Source organism: Salmonella sp. 741265050_HSA (genome assembly GCF_046569445.1).
Classification (GTDB): Bacteria; Pseudomonadota; Gammaproteobacteria; order Enterobacterales; family Enterobacteriaceae; genus Salmonella; species Salmonella enterica.
On record NZ_JBKFSV010000004.1, the window covers coordinates 27895 to 43336 of the forward strand.

A 15442-nucleotide genomic window follows, 5' to 3' on the forward strand; every position below is an offset into this window, starting at 1 on the left:
AAATGAAGTTCAAACAACCTGCCTTGCTACTGTTTATCGCGGGAGTGGTTCACTGCGCAAATGCGCACGCTTACACATTCGATGCATCGATGTTGGGCGATGCAGCGAAAGGGGTTGATATGTCGCTCTTTAACCAGGGGGTACAACAGCCAGGGACTTATCGCGTGGACGTGATGGTGAATGGTAAACGTGTCGACAGCCGTGATGTGGTGTTCAAATTGGAAAAGGATGGGCAAGGAACGCCTTTTCTGGCTCCTTGTTTGACGGTCAGTCAGCTTTCACGCTACGGCGTAAAAACGGAAGATTACCCTCAGTTGTGGAAAGCAGCAAAGCCCCCAGATGAGTGTGCGGATCTGACCGCCATTCCACAGGCTAAAGCGGTACTGGATATCAATAATCAGCAACTGCAACTGAGTATTCCGCAGTTGGCGTTGCGTCCGGAATTTAAGGGGATCGCTCCTGAAGATCTCTGGGATGATGGTATTCCGGCGTTTCTGATGAACTACAGTGCGAGGACAACGCAGACGGATTACAAAATGGATATGGAGAGGCGTGACAACTCTTCCTGGGTACAACTGCAACCGGGAATCAATATAGGTGCGTGGCGTGTCCGCAATGCGACCAGCTGGCAGCGGAGTGGTCAACAGTCGGGGAAGTGGCAGGCAGCATATACCTATGCTGAGCGTGGATTGTACTCACTAAAAAGTCGTCTGACTCTGGGGCAAAAGACTTCGCAGGGGGAGATATTTGATAGTGTGCCATTTACCGGTGTGATGTTGGCATCGGATGACAACATGGTGCCCTACAGTGAGCGGCAGTTTGCTCCGGTAGTGCGTGGGATTGCCCGCACGCAGGCTCGGGTGGAGGTCAAACAGAATGGTTACACCATTTACAACACCACCGTGGCGCCCGGACCGTTTGCACTGCGGGATCTGTCGGTAACAGACAGTAGTGGTGATCTGCATGTCACCGTGTGGGAGGCCGATGGCAGTACACAAATGTTTGTGGTGCCGTATCAGACCCCGGCGATAGCACTGCACCAGGGATATTTGAAGTACAGCCTGTTGGCGGGCCGATACCGATCGTCAGACTCTGCAACGGATAAGGCGCAGATCGCGCAGGCTACGTTGATGTATGGTCTGCCGTGGAATCTCACTGCATACGGCGGTATACAGAGTGCAACGCACTATCAAGCTGCATTGCTTGGTTTGGGGGGATCTCTCGGGCGGTGGGGGAGTTTATCTGTCGATGGAAGCGACACACACAGTCAGCGTCAGGGGGAGGCGGTACAGCAAGGAGCCTCCTGGCGACTGCGTTACAGCAACCAGCTGACTGCGACGGGGACAAATTTTTTTCTGACGAGATGGCAGTATGCCTCGCAGGGCTATAACACCCTATCCGATGTGCTCGACAGTTATCGACATAATGGCAACCGTCTATGGTCGTGGCGGGAAAATTTGCAGCCGAGCTCGCGTACTACCCTGATGTTGAGTCAGTCATGGGGGAGGCATTTGGGCAATCTGAGTTTAACCGGTTCCCGTACCGACTGGCGTAATCGCCCCGGTCATGATGACAGCTACGGACTGAGTTGGGGAACCTCTATCGGAGGGGGCTCGCTGTCATTGAACTGGAATCAAAACAGGACGCTGTGGCGCAATGGCGCGCACCGTAAAGAGAACATAACCAGCCTGTGGTTCAGTATGCCATTAAGCCGCTGGACGGGGAATAATGTAAGTGCTAGTTGGCAGATGACTTCACCATCACACGGTGGTCAGACGCAACAAGTGGGGGTCAACGGAGAGGCATTCAGTCAGCAACTGGATTGGGAGGTGCGTCAGAGTTACCGTGCCGATGCCCCACCAGGTGGTGGTAATAACAGCGCATTGCACTTGGCATGGAATGGGGCTTACGGCCTGTTAGGTGGTGACTATAGCTACAGCCGGGCGATGCGCCAGATGGGAGTCAATATCGCGGGAGGTATAGTTATCCACCATCATGGTGTGACGCTGGGGCAACCTTTGCAAGGCTCAGTGGCGCTGGTTGAAGCGCCAGGGGCCTCGGGGGTGCCAGTTGGCGGCTGGCCTGGCGTTAAGACGGATTTTCGTGGCGACACCACAGTGGGCAACCTGAACGTCTATCAGGAGAATACAGTCAGCCTCGATCCGTCGCGACTACCGGATGACGCAGAGGTCACACAAACCGATGTGCGCGTGGTGCCAACCGAAGGGGCGGTGGTGGAAGCGAAGTTTCACACTCGCATCGGGGCCAGGGCACTGATGACGCTGAAACGGGAAGATGGGAGCGCCATTCCTTTCGGGGCGCAGGTTACAGTCAATGGGCAGGATGGCAGTGCTGCTCTGGTGGATACTGATAGCCAGGTTTATCTCACTGGTCTGGCGGATAAGGGCGAACTGACGGTGAAATGGGGAGCACAGCAATGTCGGGTTAACTACCAGCTACCTGCCCACAAGGGAATCGCGGGCTTGTATCAAATGAGCGGTCTCTGCAGATAGCCGATTCTGAAGGAGAGAATAATGTGGATGAAAATACAGCGAATGAAAACGGTTATCTATAGCGTAACCTTACTGGTCACTGCCAGTAGCTTGGTGCCGATAGCGAACGCCGCAGAAAAACTTCAGACAACGCTACGTGTAGGGACTTACTTTCGGGCTGGGCACGTGCCAGATGGGATGGTGCTTGCGCAAGGCTGGGTGACTTATCACGGCAGTCACAGCGGGTTTCGGGTATGGAGCGATGAGCAAAAGGCGGGTAACACGCCTACCGTATTGCTGCTGAGCGGGCAACAGGATCCCCGCCATCACATTCAGGTTCGCCTGGAGGGCGAGGGGTGGCAACCAGATACGGTGAGTGGTCGTGGCGCCATTTTAAGAACCGCTGCAGATAACGCCAGTTTCAGTGTGGTCGTTGATGGCAATCAGGAAGTGCCTGCGGATACCTGGACGCTGGATTTTAAGGCCTGTGCATTGGCGCAGGAGGATACGTAGCCGTCTGTTCCACTCATACTTCCTGTATAAGTGAATAAGGCGAATACTGTATATCAGGTTCGAGGATGTATTGAAAATTTACTCAAGGCAAATATGGTTAGCAATCTTCATTGCAGAAAAATCAATTGCTGATTGATTTTAAAATCTGAAATTCATCTTTTTTTGTAGGGAGAGGAATATTATGTTTCGTAAAATAATTTAACAGACACTGATGCCTTTATTATTTTCTGTTTTATGGGTTTGTTTGATTCACTCTTTTGTGAGCGGGGCTTTATAAGCCCCTGGTATAAGGTTTGTTTATCTGTCAGGTATTCATATGTGATATTTAAGATTTTATGTTTAGGGGGCTTTTTCTTGTCCCCTCAGGCGTAAAAATAATTTATTTTTTACATAAAGGAATAAAGCATATGTCTTATGCACGACATTTACCGGTATTAATGTATCACCATGTCAGTGATAAACCCGGACAGATAACCTTATCTCCCCGTACGTTCCGGGCGCAGATGAAATGGCTGGCTGAATCTGGCTGGAAAACCGTTACCGCAGCAGAGGTGGAAGCTTTTTATCATGGTGCAAGATTGCCTCGTAAAAGCGTCATGCTGACCTTTGATGGCGGCTGGCTGGATAACTGGTTGCAGGTTTTTCCGGTGCTGCAGGAGTTTAATCTGCATGCGCATCTCTTTCTTGTGACCAGTTTGATCAGTGACGGACCGGTCCGTATTCCTGCAGGCGAACCGGTGTACTCTCATGATGAGTGTCAGATGCTGGTTAAACAAGGCCGGGCTGATGAGGTCATGCTGCGCTGGTCAGAGGTCCGGGAGATGCACCTCAGTGGCCTTGTTGAGTTTCACTCGCACACGCACACCCACCGACGCTGGGACCAGAAACCTGTGTCCCGTAATCCGTCGGATTTGCTTCGTGTCGATATTCTTCTTAGTCGTAAGCGGATGAGGGAGATGCTGGGTTATTGCAGTCAGCATCTGTGCTGGCCTGAGGGCTGGTATTGTTCTGACTATATTCATGTGGCTGAAGAGCTGGGGTTCACATACCTGTATACCACAGAAAGGCGTATGAACAATCCAGTCATCGGTTCACAGCGTATTGGTCGTATCAACACAAAGGAGCGAAAGAATGTGGGCTGGCTGAAACGTCGTCTGTTTTATCACACCACGCCCGGATTTTCTTCGCTGCTGGCCCGGCATAAGGGGGCACGTCGGATAGCTGACTGAGCCGGAGACCAGGATGAAAGTGCTGCATACCGAATCCTCCCCCATCATCGGCGGGCAGGGGTTGTAGGCTATATCCCAAATGATGGTGCTGATTTTGAGCAGAAATAAGATAACACCGGAGGCCGTGATAGACCCGGTTGCGCAGAATCTGGAGGCAGCAGGTCACTGGCGCAGGGCTTCTACCCGCTGGCTTTTGGTCATGGGAGATTTTGAATGTACAGAGGCCCAGCGGGAGTGGTTGTTGTTGCGCCGGAATTATTGCCTTGCGCAGATATCTTCCCCTGGCGCCAGTAAAGCTGGATATCAGCGACGTGACGAAATGAGAGGAGCCTGCACATAGGTTTATGTTTTGAGTAAGCGTCTTATTTAAACCGTCTGTTCTGTTTCCTCCACTTTCACAAATAATGTCGAACCGGGTGGGGGGGACTCAAGTAAGAATAATCTGGCGATGTTTTGCTTGTTTCCACGGGATACTTTGTTAGGTGAACGATGCAATTAATGCGCTCCAGACTGCGTCACAGAAAAGGAGAATGCCTTTGCAGAACGGGCGCATGACAATGAACCACTTTATTATTGGTATCTGGTTCGGCGACAACCTTGACGATCACTTCTGAGATAGGGTATTTACACTGAGTGGTAAACAGGTTCAATTAGTAACCGGAGATGGATGCAAAATCATGATCGATTCAGATGCTATTTTGCAGCCAATAGATTTTTTATTAAGATGATATCAAGGACATTGAGGCACACAATGACGCATCAGTAAGTCGTTGATAGCTCCTTTAATATAAGAATTTCTTTTATCAACGGAAGATAATGATGGAACTGATCAATAATCGTGGTATGCGAGACTGGATGATATTTATTAAAGTGGCGGAAGTAGGGAATCTTTCCCGGGCTGCGCGGGAATTAGATATTAGCATTTCTGCTGTCAGTAAATCGCTTAGCCGCCTTGAGAATTCTATTGAGGTTACTTTACTTCGGCGCGATTCACATCACTTAGAACTGACTGGAGCTGGTCAGACAGCCTATGCAAGCATGAAAAGGATAACATCTTCCTTTCAGTCCTTGCTGGATGAATTGCGAAATCCGGATAAAATTATCAGAGGGAGTATAAAATTTTCGGCTCCGGCTATTGTCTGTGAGTTTCTTGCCAATAAGTGGATATGGGAATTTACAGCTAGCTATCCGGATACAAAAATCTACCTGGATTCACGAGAGCGTAGCGATTTTTTTAGTAAATCCCTGGAGTTTGATGAGCTGGTTTTTAAAAGTGGCATAATCGAAAGTGAGGATCTCGTGTATCGAAAGATAAGCCCTTTAAAGTTGGTTCTTTGTGCGAGTCCGAAATATATCAGAAAATATGGCAGGATCTCACACCCTGGCGATTTGGAAAATCACATTATTGTGGGTCTTCACAACCATGGTCTTTCCGGACCTCTTACTCTTTTCCGTCAAGATGAATCATACACTATTAGTGGCGCTGTTAATGTTCATTTATCTTCCAATAATCTTTTGAGTGTTCTTAATTTGGTTTTAGAAGGAAAGGGTATCAACCTCATGACTCCGGCCTGGCTTGCCACCAAATACTTAAAAAATAATGAACTTGAAATTATACTTCCTGAATGGAGGGTTCCAGATCTCCCCATTTATCTTGTATGGCGTCATCGTCAGTATTATTCTCCTTTATTTCAACGCTTTCTGTCTTTTATTGAAGATAAATGGAATAATCGCCCACAAATTGATTTTCTGAATGATGATTAACCCGTTTGGAATGGTTTTGATACGTTCCTGACTTAAACCCACATGATGATGACTGAATTGAGGCATCGAGATATGCGACTGGTCAGCCAGTCGTCTTTTGACGATGCCCAATACAAAACATGATGCCGACTGACGGAAATGATAATACCCGGAAACAGGACGGGGCTGTTTTTGGGCAGCCGGAAGTTAAGCCCATACCAGAAACGTTGCAGTGTACTGAAAAATGGCGCCAGGTTGCACCTGTTCAACGATTTTCTGAAGGCGCAGGAGTATTCATTACTGATATCCTCCATTGCGCCTTCGGGAACCCACAGAACCAGCTATTTTACCGATAGTGTTTAAAAGGCGTAAGTAATGCCGAGCATGAAGTCATTGGAGGCAGCCTTTGTGTCTGCATCATAAGCGGTATGTTCATCACCAGCATAGTGATTTTTTGAAATGCTTACTTTGCCTGCATTAATGTATTTATAACTGGCGTCAATCATAATATTATCTGTTACAGCATATTTTGCACCGATACCTGCGCCCCAGGCAAAGTTATTTTTTGAAGCAGACAGAGTTTCATTAATACCAAAACCAACAGGAATGGTGTTATTACTTAGCTTCACATGAGCGAGGCCAACGCCTGCGCTGATATAGGGTGTAAATGCCGTACTATTGTGAAAATCATAATAGCCATTAACCATGTAAGTGGTCATTCGGACCTGATTTTTTACATTTATGTGTACTGGCTGACCAAATGCAATAATATCCTGCCCGCCTTTAGCATCCGTCTCACCTCTGAAAGTGGTATCCAGTTCTAAACGTACTGGAAGCTGGAATGGATCATAAAAGTCATAACCGATAGCAACCCCGCCGCCAAAAACGCCTTTGGTACGGTCAGGTAACGTTGCATGACCATTGACTATCTCATCCTGGCTGAAGGTTGAGTTGATTCCATAGACATTTACTACGGATGTCCCCGCTTTCCCGGTGATATAGATCCCTTCTTTTGCTGATGCAGTAGCGGACCAGGTTACCACAAGGGGAATGATGCAGACTGCGAAAAAGTTTTTCATTTCAGAACCTGCCTTAACATTGGGCTAAAAGACAAGTTTCACGGTATAGGGGGTGATATAACGATTACATAAACGAAGCCCAAAAAACGGTCTATTGTAACGCTGGGTTTTCTGTAAGCGGGTAAAAAATGAGATGAAGATTTTAAATAACAATACGATAATCGTCGGTATGGAAATCCATCTCCTCGCCAAATTCCCCCACGTACGGTTTCACTTCTACGTTATGTAACGGGTAGTGTGAGATGGTGCGATGCTGTAAGAAAAAGATGAAGATGAATTTGTACCCGACCTGGATAAAGCCCGTTATCCCGGAATAACGGGCAAAAATATTTACTCAAGTGCCTGGGCGAGATCTTGTTGTACCTGTTGACGCTGTTCTGGTGTTAAGACTTTGCTTAAATCAAAATAATATTTAACCCGATAATAGCGAGCCTGTTGTTCTATGTTACTGAAGGCTGCAAGCTGCTGTTTTACGGCGGCGTCATCCCATTTACCGGATTTAATCACCTCTATCAGCGCACCGTCTTTAATTCCCTTCATAGAAATCTGACTGACGTCGGTTTCCAGTTGTTGGTGAAGTTTTTTGATCCGGGTAATCTGATCGTTTGTCAGCTTCAGATGCTGGACAATAGGATCCTGGGCGGGCAGGGGAGGATTGGGAACAGCGGTGGCGAAAGCGCCAAAAGAAACGCCCGCCAGAGTCGCTGCCAGTAAAGTTGTGCGTACAAAGTTTTTCATGAAGATATCCTGATAAGGGAGTGATTAACCGTTTTTATTACCCACGAATGGCGAGCAATTATCTTAGAGCCTATCCCATTAGGCGTTATTGGCGCAGCCAGTTTGGACACGGACAGCGCGCAAAAACCGGAGCGTACACGTAGTACGTGAGGATTTTGAGCACTGCCCAGGTCCAAAATGGCAAGTAAAATAGCCCTAATGGGATAGGCTCTTAGTCAGAATACGTTGCCTGCCACATTACGCCACGCGAATTTGTTTTACGGAGAGTTACGGAGTGAAACAATCCCGCCGCGGTGAGCGGCAGGTTGCTTACAAGGTGAATGGATCGGCATCGCGCCAGGCTGGAAATTTTTCGCGATAGTCCTGCAAGGCGACGAGAGAAAGATCGGCATCGATACGTGTCGCCTGGTGTGGTTCGGCGGTGGCGATAATATCACCCTGGGGATTAATGATCCGGCTATCGCCGCGATAATGTAACCCGTTGCCATCGGTGCCAACCCGGTTGCAGCCTGCGACATAAGCCTGATTTTCAATAGCGCGTGCTGTCAGTAATGTTTGCCAGTGTAGCGAGCGCGGCGCGGGCCAGTTCGCTACATACAGCGCCAGATCGTAATCATTGCGGTTGCGCGACCATATCGGAAAGCGCAGATCGTAACAGATCAGCGGCAGAATGCGCCAACCGCGCCACTGCACGATGATGCGTTTATCGCCTGCGGCATAATGTTGATGTTCATCCGCCATACGAAACAGATGGCGCTTATCATAGAGATGAACCTTGCCTTCCGGTTCAACCAGTAAGAAGCGATTTACGGCGCCACGCTCAGTTTGTAGCGCCGCGCTGCCGGCAATCAGAGCGTCAGTTTGTCGGGCTTTGGCCTGCATCCACGTAATCACGCTATCTTGCGAAAGTGAGTTATTAGCGGCCTCCATCGCAAAGCCGGTGGTAAACATTTCAGGCAGAACAATCACATCCCGGCCAGATACGAGCTCTAGCTGTCTGTCAAAATGACGCAGGTTTGCCGGGCCGTCCATCCAGACTAAAGGTTGTTGCAACAGAGTAATTTTCAAACCAGACACGATCGGAGCTCCTCATTGAACAGCGTCTTTACACTGTAGCATGAGCAATAATAAAAAAGTGGCAAGAAAAAGCCCCGCGAAAGCGGGGCAGGAAAGACGCGAGACTGATTATGCGGCTTCGACTTTACGCACTTTCTCCGGCAGCTTTACCGGTTTGGTCGCCAGCGCTTCAGGTTCAAAATCATCAACGTTGATACTGCGCAGGCGGCTCTCTTCCGCTTTCGCCAGGATGGCGGCTTCATCTTTATCTATAAGCCCTTTCGCCAGCGCATTGCGCGCCAGTTCATCCAGACGAGTAAACGGCAGATTTTTACCCAGTTCTTTGCAGATGCGCTGGTGGATAGGGTCGGCAGCGATGACATCACGCAGCGCTTCTTCCAGTAAACCGACCGGATTATGTTCGGCGGGCGTCAGATACTGACCGCGCCCAATGCGTGAACGTGTGGCGTTCGGCACCTGCAGGATCTTCGCAACGGCGTGATCCAGCTTATCAGACGGCGCCAGATAATGACGGCCAGTCGGGAAGATCATCGCGGTGAGCAATCCGGCCACGACGCGGTTCGGGAAGTTTTGCAGCAGATCGTCCATCGCTTGTTCAGCACGATACAGCGCATCCTGTACGCCCCAGTGCACCAGCGGCAGGTCGGCTTCGTGGCGACCTTCGTCGTCGTAACGCTTCAGTACGGCTGAGGCCAGATAAAGCTGACTCAACACATCGCCCAGACGCGCGGAGATACGCTCGCGGCGTTTCAGGCTGCCGCCCAGTACCGCCATTGACACGTCGGACAGCAGTGCCAGGTTTGCGCTCAGTCGGTTCAGATGCTGGTAATAACGCTTCGTGGCGTCGCCGGTTGGCGTATGGCTCGTTAATCCGCGGGTCAGGCCAAGCCAGAAACTGCGGACGGTATTGCTGCCGACATGACCAATATGTTTAAACAACAGTTTATCAAAGGCATTTACATCATTATTCTGCGCTGCGGCCATCTCTTCCAGTACATAAGGATGGCAGCGAATGGCGCCCTGACCAAAGATCATCATGCTACGGGTCAGGATATTCGCGCCTTCCACGGTAATCGCGATAGGCGCGCCCTGGTAAGCACGCGCCAGGAAGTTGCTCTCGCCCAGCATAATGCCTTTACCCCCAGTGATATCCATCGCGTCGATAATGGACTGCTGGCCGCGGTGGGTGCAGTGGTACTTCACGATAGCCGACAGTACCGCCGGTTTTTCGCCCAGCATAATGCCGTAGGTGATTAACGATGCGGCGGCATCCATCACATAAGCGTTACCTGCAATACGCGCCAGCGGTTCTTCAATACCTTCCATCTTGCCGATAGAAATTTTGAACTGACGACGAATGTGAGCATAGGCGCCGGTTGCCAGCGCGACGGATTTCACCCCGCCAGTGGAGTTGGACGGCAGGGTAATACCGCGTCCTACCGACAAACATTCCACCAGCATACGCCAGCCCTGTCCGGCCATTTTGGGGCCGCCGATAATATAATCAATAGGCACGAAAATATCGTTACCGCGGGTTGGGCCATTCTGGAACGGAACGTTAAGCGGGAAGTGACGACGACCAATTTCCACACCCGGCGTTGAGGTGGGGATCAGGGCGCAGGTAATACCCAGCTCTTCTTCTCCGCCTAACAATCTATCCGGATCGGAAAGCTTAAACGCCAGGCCCAACACGGTAGCTATCGGCGCCAGCGTAATGTAACGCTTGTTCCAGGTCAGGCGCATACCCAGCACCTGCTGGCCCTGCCATTCGCCCATGCAAACCACGCCGGTATCCGGAATGGCGCCTGCATCAGAACCTGCTTCCGGGCTGGTCAGCGCAAAGCAGGGGATCTCCTGGCCGCGCGCCAGTCGCGGCAGATAGTGATTCTTCTGCTCTTCCGTACCATAGTGCTGCAACAACTCGCCAGGGCCGAGTGAGTTTGGAACGCCGACGGTGATAGCCAGAATCCCGGAGACGCCGGACAGTTTTTGCAGTACACGGGACTGCGCATAAGCGGAGAACTCCAGCCCGCCGTACTCTTTTTTAATGATCATCGCAAAAAAACGATGCTCTTTCAGGTAAGCCCACAGTTCCGGCGGCAGATCCGCCAGTTCATGGGTAATCTGGAAATCGTTCGCCATCCGGCACGCTTCTTCTACCGGGCCGTCGAGAAACGCTTGCTCTTCGGCAGTGAGTTGCGGTTGCGGATAGTTGTGCAGTTTTTTCCAGTCTGGCTTGCCCTGGAACAGATCGCCTTCCCACCAGGTTGTACCGGCATCAATCGCTTCTTTCTCAGTGCGCGACATCGGCGGCATGACCTTACGGAAGCCGCGGAACACCGGTGCGGAAATCATTGATTTTCGCATCGGTGTGAGGTTAAACGGCACGAGGATAATGGCCAGAGGAACCAACAGCCAGATGGACCACAGGCCAGCGACGCCAAGTGCGGCGGTCCAGGCGAGCAGAATCAGGCTGCTGAGAAATAAACTCACGCGGTGATAGAACAATGCGCCGAGCAGAACAACCGTAGCGATAATACTCAAAATCATCATAACGAAAAGCTCCCTTGCTTGTAGGAGGTCTGACCACTTGTGATGATTAGGTTGTAGTGGATGTAAAATTTTTTAGCAATGTGTTTACAAAATAATTACAACAAAGCTCACATTGTTGCCGTTTTTGGGGGCACGAAAAATCAAAAGCGTGAGGCGTTAATTCGGCTTATGCTTCTCGCCTGTACTGCTATCCGGTACACTGCATACTGTCATTTACATTCATGCTGAAGGATATCCTCATGTACCAGGATCTTATTCGTAACGAACTGAACGAAGCGGCGGAAACGCTGGCTAATTTTTTAAAAGATGACGCCAATATTCACGCTATTCAGCGCGCGGCGGTCCTGTTGGCTGACAGTTTTAAAGCGGGTGGTAAGGTACTTTCCTGCGGTAACGGCGGCTCCCATTGCGATGCGATGCACTTTGCTGAAGAGCTGACAGGTCGTTATCGTGAAAATCGTCCGGGCTACCCGGCAATTGCGATTTCTGATGTTAGCCATATATCCTGCGTCAGTAATGATTTTGGCTATGACTATATTTTCTCTCGTTACGTTGAGGCGGTAGGGCGCGAAGGCGATGTCCTGTTAGGGATCTCGACGTCGGGTAACTCTGGTAACGTGATTAAAGCGATTGCCGCGGCCCGTGAAAAAGGCATGAAAGTGATTACGTTGACCGGCAAAGACGGCGGCAAAATGGCGGGAACGGCGGATATTGAAATTCGCGTACCGCACTTCGGTTATGCCGATCGTATTCAGGAAATTCATATCAAAGTGATTCATATCCTGATTCAACTGATCGAAAAAGAGATGGTTAAATAACTATACCCGTCATACTTCAAGCTGCAGGTGCGTTGGTTGCGCTCAGAAACCCCAGTCACATAGTTATCTATGTTCCTGGGGATTTCCTCCCTTACCGCCTTCCTGCAACTCGAATTATTTAGGGTATAGCATATTGTTTTCTTTGATATTTTGAGATTTGATTGGCTGTAAAAATTACGCCTTCCCGCTTAAGGCGTTTGTGGAGGTGATGTATGTGCGAACTGCTTGGGATGAGCGCCAATGTGCCGACGGATATCTGCTTTAGCTTCACCGGACTGGTGCAGCGTGGCGGCGGAACCGGGCCGCATAAAGACGGCTGGGGAATTACCTTTTACGAAGGAAAGGGCTGTCGCACGTTTAAAGATCCGCAACCGAGCTACCATTCGCCGATTGCGAAACTGGTACAGAATTACCCGATCAAGTCCTGCTCGGTTATCGCTCATATCCGTCAGGCTAATCGCGGTGAAGTGGCGCTGGAAAATACACACCCTTTTACCCGGGAATTATGGGGACGCAACTGGACTTATGCTCATAACGGTCAGCTCAACGGTTATAAGTCGCTGGAAACCGGTAATTTTCGTCCGGTGGGGGAAACCGACAGCGAAAAAGCGTTTTGCTGGCTATTGCATAAATTAACGCAGCGTTATCCCCGCACGCCGGGCAACATGACAGCGGTATTTAAATATATTGCGACACTGGCGACGGTATTACGTGAAAAAGGCGTTTTTAACATGCTGCTGTCAGATGGGCGATATGTGATGGCGTTTTGCTCAACCCATTTGCACTGGATCACTCGCCGGGCGCCGTTTGGCGTAGCCACGCTGGTGGATCAGGATATGGAAATTGATTTCAGTTCACAGACCACGCCAAATGACGTGGTTACCGTGATTGCTACCCAGCCGCTAACGGGGAATGAAACCTGGCAAAAGATTATGCCAGGCGAATGGGCGTTATTTTGCCTCGGAGAGCGTATAATTTGAGGCCAGCTGTGGCTGAACGACTTCGTGACTCAACGGTTTGCTCACGACGTAACGCCCATCAACGATAGAAACAGTTGGCGGCTTATGCGTTTGTTCAAAATAATCGTAGCCGGGTTTTAGCTGCGCCCAGAAATCTTTGTAATATGAATATTTATGACGCTGCATATTGGCGTCGGTCATCCGGAACGGATAAATACTCACCTGCACGCTCGGCTGACCAAAGACCAGCGCGGCGGTGACAAACTGGAAAATCTCATCAATGCCGCTATCGGTCATGGCATAGCAGCCGACGGAAACACAGGCGCCGTGAATCATCAGATATTTACCATCATAGCCATGCGCGCGATCGTAGGCATTGGGAAAACCAATGTTGATGGCCTTATAAAAACGGCTGTCTGGCTTGAGTTGATTGCGCTGAACGCTGTAAAACCCTTCCGGACTTTTAAAATCGCCCTGACGGCGTTTCGGGCCTAACCCGCCGGAATAGTTGCAAATTTTGTAGCTATCAAGCAACTGGTATTGCTCACCCATTTTGACGTAGAGATCAAGGGTGCGCTCTTCTTTAAAAATCTGAATATAGACCGGTGAGCCCATTAACTGCTGCTTATACTCTTTACTGACCGGCGTGACGGGGCTGCTGCTGCTCAGCAAACCGGCAAATGAGACGCACGGCATCAGAAGCATCGCAAGAAAAAATGCGATTTTACGCATACTGCTTGTTCCTTGATAAAACGGTTACACACGCCAGAACGGCAAAAGAGTCCCCAAATCGGAGTAATCTGGATTTGGAGCGCTCACATTAGCACCACGGCAGTTTTTCGCAAGTCCCCGTGTGTACGTTTACAATTTTCCCGCCGCTTTCGTCGTCATACCTTCGAATATGTCGCATTTTTAACGCGAATGTCTCTTTGCGCGCAATAAAACATACTGTACACTTAAACAGTATTGTGGGGGCGAGCGATGCGCAAAATCATACATGTTGATATGGACTGTTTTTTTGCCGCGGTAGAGATGCGTGATAATCCGGCGTTACGCGATATTCCCATTGCCATTGGCGGGAGTCGTGAGCGAAGAGGCGTTATCAGTACCGCCAACTATCCTGCGCGCCAGTTTGGCGTACGTAGCGCGATGCCGACCGCCATGGCGCTAAAGCTGTGCCCCCATCTCACCTTACTGCCTGGCCGCTTTGACGCCTATAAAGAGGCTTCGCGGCATGTACGTGACATCTTTTCCCGCTACACTTCACTGATTGAACCGCTCTCGCTGGATGAAGCCTGGCTGGATGTGACTGACAGCCCGCACTGTTATGGTTCGGCAACTCTGATCGCCAGGGAGATTCGTCAGACTATTTTCAATGAACTGCAACTCACCGCCTCCGCCGGCGTTGCGCCAGTGAAATTTCTGGCGAAGATCGCCTCCGATCTCAATAAACCGAACGGACAATATGTTATTACGCCAGCCGATGTACCCGACTTTCTTAAAACGTTGCCGTTAGCCAAAATTCCAGGCGTGGGGAAAGTTTCCGCCGCCAAACTGGAAAATATGGGGTTAAGAACCTGCGGGGATATTCAACAGTGCGATCTGGCGATGCTTCTCAAACGCTTTGGTAAATTTGGCCGGGTATTATGGGAGCGTAGTCAGGGTATTGACGAGCGTGATGTTAACAGCGAAAGGCTGCGTAAATCGGTAGGCGTTGAGCGTACTCTGGCGGAGGATATTCATGAGTGGTCGGACTGCGAGGCCATTATTGAACATTTATATCCGGAACTGGAGCGTCGTCTGGCTATAGTAAAGCCCGATTTACTGATTGCCCGACAGGGCGTTAAATTAAAATTTAATGATTTTCAGCAAACCACTCAGGAACATGTCTGGCCGCAATTAAATAAAGATGACTTAATTACCACCGCCCGTAAAACCTGGGACGAGCGTCGCGGCGAGCGCGGCGTACGGCTGGTGGGGTTACACGTAACGCTGCTCGACCCTCAGTTGGAACGACAGTTGGTGTTAGGGTTATAAGTCAGGCCATTAATATTTTATCACTATTACGATTGCGCCATCTAAATTTCAGTATTACTATACCCACGTTTTCTCATTCTCAATAACTGCAAAGGAGGTTCATCATGACACTTTATTCTCTGAACGCACTTTGCAGACCTTTCCAGGATTAATTTTCTTTTATTGCCCTGGATTAGTCTGCCATTTCCTGATTTTTTAATTCAT

At 49.8% G+C, this 15442-nt stretch carries 13 protein-coding genes and 1 pseudogene; 9 read left to right on the top strand and 5 right to left on the bottom strand.

Annotation, left to right across the window (positions count from 1 at the left end; all coding sequences use genetic code 11):
- Positions 1–2: 2 nt before the first annotated feature.
- From ACLD4F_RS11030 to ACLD4F_RS11055, 6 genes and pseudogenes are all read left to right on the top strand, one after another.
- Positions 3–2513 carry a fimbrial biogenesis outer membrane usher protein gene (locus ACLD4F_RS11030; protein ID WP_411010838.1) on the top strand — a complete coding sequence of 837 codons (2511 nt, stop codon included), beginning with the start codon at positions 3–5 and terminating at the stop codon, positions 2511–2513.
- A 21-nt stretch (positions 2514–2534) separates the two neighbouring features.
- Positions 2535–3005, top strand: a complete 471-nt coding sequence (afaD, locus tag ACLD4F_RS11035) for an AfaD family invasin (RefSeq protein ID WP_023242248.1) — start codon at positions 2535–2537, stop codon at positions 3003–3005.
- Between the two features lie 407 nt (positions 3006–3412).
- Positions 3413–4234 (top strand): polysaccharide deacetylase family protein, encoded by an 822-nt coding sequence (locus tag ACLD4F_RS11040; protein WP_000119391.1) that lies wholly within the window; start codon positions 3413–3415, stop codon positions 4232–4234.
- 82 nt (positions 4235–4316) lie between these two features.
- Positions 4317–4554 (top strand): annotated as a pseudogene (locus ACLD4F_RS11045) (PerC family transcriptional regulator); the annotation flags it as partial.
- Between the two features lie 496 nt (positions 4555–5050).
- The gene (locus ACLD4F_RS11050; protein ID WP_000970302.1) at positions 5051–5998 is read left to right on the top strand and encodes a LysR family transcriptional regulator; all 948 of its coding nucleotides are present in this window, start codon (positions 5051–5053) and stop codon (positions 5996–5998) included.
- Between the two features lie 119 nt (positions 5999–6117).
- The gene (locus ACLD4F_RS11055) at positions 6118–6333 is read left to right on the top strand and encodes a hypothetical protein (RefSeq protein WP_031618225.1); all 216 of its coding nucleotides are present in this window, start codon (positions 6118–6120) and stop codon (positions 6331–6333) included.
- A gap of 3 nt (positions 6334–6336) precedes the next feature.
- Here ACLD4F_RS11055 and pagN read toward each other — a convergent pair whose 3' ends face one another.
- The 4 genes from pagN to fadE all read right to left on the bottom strand — a co-directional run bounded on the left by pagN (position 6337) and on the right by fadE (position 11424).
- Positions 6337–7056 (bottom strand): adhesin/invasin protein PagN, encoded by a 720-nt coding sequence (pagN, locus tag ACLD4F_RS11060; protein ID WP_000787612.1) that lies wholly within the window; start codon positions 7054–7056, stop codon positions 6337–6339.
- Positions 7057–7386: 330 nt separating this feature from the next.
- A complete protein-coding gene (locus ACLD4F_RS11065; protein WP_000788200.1) occupies positions 7387–7794 on the bottom strand; it encodes a Spy/CpxP family protein refolding chaperone in 408 nt (135 codons plus the stop codon).
- A gap of 309 nt (positions 7795–8103) precedes the next feature.
- Positions 8104–8871: an amidohydrolase gene (locus ACLD4F_RS11070; RefSeq protein ID WP_000015789.1), complete on the bottom strand. Its 768-nt coding sequence runs from the start codon at positions 8869–8871 to the stop codon at positions 8104–8106.
- Positions 8872–8979: 108 nt separating this feature from the next.
- Positions 8980–11424, bottom strand: coding sequence for an acyl-CoA dehydrogenase FadE (gene fadE / locus ACLD4F_RS11075; protein ID WP_000973041.1), 2445 nt, complete (start codon positions 11422–11424; stop codon positions 8980–8982).
- Positions 11425–11663: 239 nt separating this feature from the next.
- Between fadE and lpcA the strand changes: the two genes are divergently transcribed.
- A complete protein-coding gene (gene lpcA, locus ACLD4F_RS11080; RefSeq protein ID WP_000284051.1) occupies positions 11664–12242 on the top strand; it encodes a D-sedoheptulose 7-phosphate isomerase in 579 nt (192 codons plus the stop codon).
- Between the two features lie 212 nt (positions 12243–12454).
- Positions 12455–13222, top strand: coding sequence for a class II glutamine amidotransferase (locus tag ACLD4F_RS11085; RefSeq protein WP_000333387.1), 768 nt, complete (start codon positions 12455–12457; stop codon positions 13220–13222).
- Here ACLD4F_RS11085 and dpaA read toward each other — a convergent pair.
- Positions 13193–13933, bottom strand: coding sequence for a peptidoglycan meso-diaminopimelic acid protein amidase (gene dpaA / locus ACLD4F_RS11090; protein WP_001225658.1), 741 nt, complete (start codon positions 13931–13933; stop codon positions 13193–13195). The two genes, ACLD4F_RS11085 and dpaA, sit on opposite strands and share 30 nt — an antisense overlap.
- A 249-nt stretch (positions 13934–14182) precedes the next feature.
- Here dpaA and dinB point away from each other — a divergent pair, with 249 nt between their 5' ends.
- Positions 14183–15238, top strand: a complete 1056-nt coding sequence (gene dinB, locus ACLD4F_RS11095) for a DNA polymerase IV (protein WP_411010839.1) — start codon at positions 14183–14185, stop codon at positions 15236–15238.
- Positions 15239–15442 lie beyond the last annotated feature (204 nt).

Excerpts from the sequence above, each read along its gene's own strand:
- pagN (WP_000787612.1), bottom strand. The coding sequence starts at position 7,056 with ATGAAAAACTTTTTCGCAGTCTGCATCATTCCCCTTGTGGTAACCTGG.
- lpcA (WP_000284051.1), top strand. The coding sequence starts at position 11,664 with ATGTACCAGGATCTTATTCGTAACGAACTGAACGAAGCGGCGGAAACG.
- afaD (WP_023242248.1), top strand. The coding sequence starts at position 2,535 with ATGTGGATGAAAATACAGCGAATGAAAACGGTTATCTATAGCGTAACC.
- dpaA (WP_001225658.1), bottom strand. The coding sequence starts at position 13,933 with ATGCGTAAAATCGCATTTTTTCTTGCGATGCTTCTGATGCCGTGCGTC.
- ACLD4F_RS11030 (WP_411010838.1), top strand. The coding sequence starts at position 3 with ATGAAGTTCAAACAACCTGCCTTGCTACTGTTTATCGCGGGAGTGGTT.
- ACLD4F_RS11050 (WP_000970302.1), top strand. The coding sequence starts at position 5,051 with ATGATGGAACTGATCAATAATCGTGGTATGCGAGACTGGATGATATTT.
- ACLD4F_RS11040 (WP_000119391.1), top strand. The coding sequence starts at position 3,413 with ATGTCTTATGCACGACATTTACCGGTATTAATGTATCACCATGTCAGT.
- dinB (WP_411010839.1), top strand. The coding sequence starts at position 14,183 with ATGCGCAAAATCATACATGTTGATATGGACTGTTTTTTTGCCGCGGTA.
- ACLD4F_RS11085 (WP_000333387.1), top strand. The coding sequence starts at position 12,455 with ATGTGCGAACTGCTTGGGATGAGCGCCAATGTGCCGACGGATATCTGC.
- fadE (WP_000973041.1), bottom strand. The coding sequence starts at position 11,424 with ATGATGATTTTGAGTATTATCGCTACGGTTGTTCTGCTCGGCGCATTG.
- ACLD4F_RS11065 (WP_000788200.1), bottom strand. The coding sequence starts at position 7,794 with ATGAAAAACTTTGTACGCACAACTTTACTGGCAGCGACTCTGGCGGGC.
- ACLD4F_RS11055 (WP_031618225.1), top strand. The coding sequence starts at position 6,118 with ATGATGCCGACTGACGGAAATGATAATACCCGGAAACAGGACGGGGCT.